Raw genomic sequence first — 3,566 nt, forward strand, 5'->3', positions numbered from 1 at the left:
ATGAACCGGCGCAGGGTCTCGCGGTCCGGCAACGCCCCCTTGGCCGCCGGAAGAGCGGCCAGGGGCGCAGTATCGGTCGGCACGGGATCGGGTGAAGGCGGGTCGGACAGGTCCCGTCCCTCCATCCTCAGCCCGCCTTGGCTGCGGCGCGCCGCGCCCGGGGGGGGGCGCTCTCCTTGGTGCCGGCCTTGGCGCTCGCGCGGGCGGCTTTCGGCTTCGCTTCCTTGGGGGCGGCGGCTTTTTTGGCAGAAGCCTTCTTCACGGGGGCCTTCTTCGCCGCGGCCTTGCCGCGCGGCTTCAGCGGCTTGCCCTTCTCGGCCAGCAGCGCCAGCGCCGCATCCAGGGTCACGTCTTCCATCGCCTCGCCGCGCGGCAGGTTGGCGACGACCTGCCCGTGCTGGACATAGGGGCCGAAGCGGCCCTTGCGCACGATCACCGGCTCGCCGTCCTTGGGATGCGGCGCCAGGGTGCGCACCGACGCCAGCTTGCGCGCCAGCACGTCCACCGCGCGATTCAGCCCGACGGTCAGGATGTCGTCATCCTTGTCCAGCGATCCGAACACGGCGCCCATCTTCACATAGGGCCCGAACCGCCCCAGCCCGGCTTCGATCATCTCGCCGGTTTCCGGATGGGGGCCGATGATCCGCGGCAGGGACAGCAGGCCCACCGCCTGGTCCAGCGTGATCTTGTCGCCTTCGATGCCGCGCGGGATGGTGGCGCGCCGGGGCTTGGCCTTCTTGTCCTCGGGGTCGGGTTCGCCCTGCTGGACATACAGGCCCCACGGGCCGCGCCGCACGCTGATCTCGTCGCCGGTCTCGGGGTGCTGGCCCAGCACCCGCATCCCGTCCTTCAGCGTGTCGGCATCGCCCTCTTCCTTGGGGTCCACCACCAGCCGGCGGGTGAACTGGCAGGTCGGATAGTTCGAACAGCCGATGAACGCGCCATAGCGCCCCAGCTTCAGCCCCAGCCGCCCGGTGCCGCAGGCGGTGCAGACCCGCGGGTCGCCGCCGTCGGGTCGGGCGGGGAAGAAATGCGGCGCCAGGTCGTTGTCCAGCGCGTTGATGACGTCGGAGATCTTCAGCTCCTTCGTCTGGTCGACCGCGTGGGAAAAATCCTGCCAGAAGGCCGCCATCACGTCGCGCCAGTCCGCCCGGCCGCCCGATATGTCGTCCAGCTGCTCTTCCAGCCCGGCCGTGAACTGGGTGTCGACATAACGTTCGAAGAACGAGGTCAGGAACGCGGTGACCAGCCTGCCCCGATCCTCGGGAATGAAGCGGCGGGCCTCCAGCCGGACATAGTTGCGGTCGCGCAGCACCGACAGGATCGAGGCATAGGTCGACGGCCGCCCGATGCCGATCTCTTCCATCTTCTTGACCAGCGACGCTTCCGAATAGCGCGGCGGCGGCTGGGTGAAATGCTGCTCGGCCGCAACCGCGCCGCGCCGCAGCGGATCGCGCTCGCGCATCGGCGGCAGCATGCGGCTGTCCTCGTCCTGCTCGTCTTTCGGCCCGGTATCGTCCCGTCCCTCGCTGTACAGCTTCAGAAACCCGTCGAAGGCGATCATCGAACCGGTGGCCCGCAATGTCGCCGCCCCGCCTGCATCGGCGATCTCGACGATCACCTGGTCCAGTTCGGCCGACTGCATCTGGCTGGCGACCGAGCGTTTCCAGATCAGCTCGTACAGCCGCCGCTGGTCGTCGGTCAGGTAGCGCGCGACCTCGGCGGGCGCGCGGTCGACATCGGTGGGGCGGATCGCCTCGTGCGCCTCCTGCGCGTTCTTGGCGCGGGTGGAATAGATCCGCGCCTTGTCCGGCAGGTAGGCGGCGCCGAAGCTCTCGCCGATATGGCCGCGGATGGCGGCGATGGCCTCGCCGGCCATCTGCACGCCGTCGGTGCGCATATAGGTGATCAGGCCGACCGTCTCGCCGCCCAGGTCGATGCCTTCGTACAATTGCTGGGCGGTGCGCATCGTCACCTGCGCGCCCATGCCCAGCTTGCGCGACGCCTCCTGCTGCAGGGTCGAGGTCGTGAAGGGCGGCGGCGGATTGCGGCGCACCTTGCGTCGCTCGACCGACCGCACGGCGAACTGCCCGGCTTCGACCGCCGCCTTGGCGGCCATCGCGCCGGTCTCGTCATGCAGGTCGAACTGTTCCAGCTTGCGGCCGGCCAGGTGGGTCAGCCGCGCGGTGAAGCGCGCCCCCTCGGGCGTGGTGAACTCGGCGCCGACCGTCCAGTATTCGCGGCTGCGGAAGCTCTCGATCTCCGCCTCGCGCTCGCAGATCAGGCGCAGCGCCACCGACTGCACCCGCCCCGCGCTGCGCGAGCCCGGCAGCTTGCGCCACAGCACGGGCGACAGGGTGAAGCCCACCAGGTAATCCAGCGCCCGCCGCGCCAGATAGGCCTCGATCAGCGGCTGGTCCAGGTCGCGCGGCTGCGCCATGGCGGCGCGGATCGCACTCTTGGTGATCTCGTTGAAGGTCACCCGCTGGACGTCCACGCCCTTCAGCAGGTTCCTCTCTTCCAGCATCGCCCGGACATGCCAGGAAATCGCCTCGCCCTCGCGGTCCGGGTCGGTCGCCAGATACAGATGCCGCGCGCCGCGCAGCGCCTTGGCGATCGCGGCGATCTGCCGGCTGCCGCGCTCGTCGGCCTCCCAGTCCATGGCGAAATTCTCATCGGGCCGGACGCTGCCATCCTTCGGCGGCAGGTCGCGCACATGGCCGAACGAGGCGAGTACCGTAAATCCATCCCCCAGATACTTGTTGATCGTCTTCGCCTTGGCAGGCGACTCGACCACGACGACATCAGTCATTCTGTCTCCGGATTACGCTTCTCGTTCCAGGTCCGGCCGGCCTGCGGGGGGCAGGGATGGAAGGACAACGCTACCACCTGGAAGGGTTTCGATGTTGCCTGCCAGCTCCAGTTCCGACAGCACGGTCAGGATAGCCGATGTCGAGAACTGGCAGCGCCGTACGAGATCGTCAACCGGCGTCGGCGTAAATGACAGCAGCGACAGCACCGCGCGGCGAATCTCCCCGGCATCTTCAGGGGTGTCGGCGTCGATCGCCGGGGCCCTCCCGGCGGCCTCCGCCGGGGGCGGGGCGGGCCACGGCGCCTGATGCTGCGCCAGGTCCCCCGGCCGACCGGGACGGGGCGCCGCGGCGCCCGCCCCGATCCTTTCCCCACGTCTTTCTTCTGGCAGTTCGGCCAGCACGTCATGCTCGCTTTCGGTCAGGACCGCCCCATGCCGCAACAGCGCGTTGCTGCCGCGACAGCGCGGATCCAGCGGCGATCCGGGCACGGCGAAGACCGTCCGACCATACAGGGTCGCCAGCTCGGCGGTGATCAGGCTGCCCGAGCGCAATGCGGCCTCGACGACGACGCAGCCCTGGGCCAGCCCGGCGATCAGCCGGTTGCGCCGGGGGAAATGACGGGTCTGCGGCGCAACGCCCAGCGGGGTCTCGGTCACCACCGCGCCGTGCCGGGCGATCAGCGACTGCAATTCTGCGTGTTCGGACGGATAGGGACGGTCCAGCCCGCCCGCCACCGCCGCGATCGTCGCGCCG

Annotated in this window: 2 protein-coding genes; both read right to left on the bottom strand. The window is 69.6% G+C overall.

Annotated elements, in window-relative coordinates:
• Positions 1-127: 127 nt before the first annotated feature.
• Positions 128-2,812: a type I DNA topoisomerase gene (gene topA / locus HUK84_RS12620; protein ID WP_176640609.1), complete on the bottom strand. Its 2,685-nt coding sequence runs from the start codon at positions 2,810-2,812 to the stop codon at positions 128-130.
• 12 nt (positions 2,813-2,824) lie between these two features.
• Positions 2,825-3,566 (bottom strand): DNA-processing protein DprA (locus HUK84_RS12625; protein ID WP_176640610.1); only part of this gene is annotated, 742 nt, incomplete at its 5' end.

The sequence above is a fragment of the Nguyenibacter vanlangensis genome (assembly GCF_013376155.1).
In the GTDB taxonomy this organism is placed as follows: domain Bacteria; phylum Pseudomonadota; class Alphaproteobacteria; order Acetobacterales; family Acetobacteraceae; genus Gluconacetobacter; species Gluconacetobacter vanlangensis.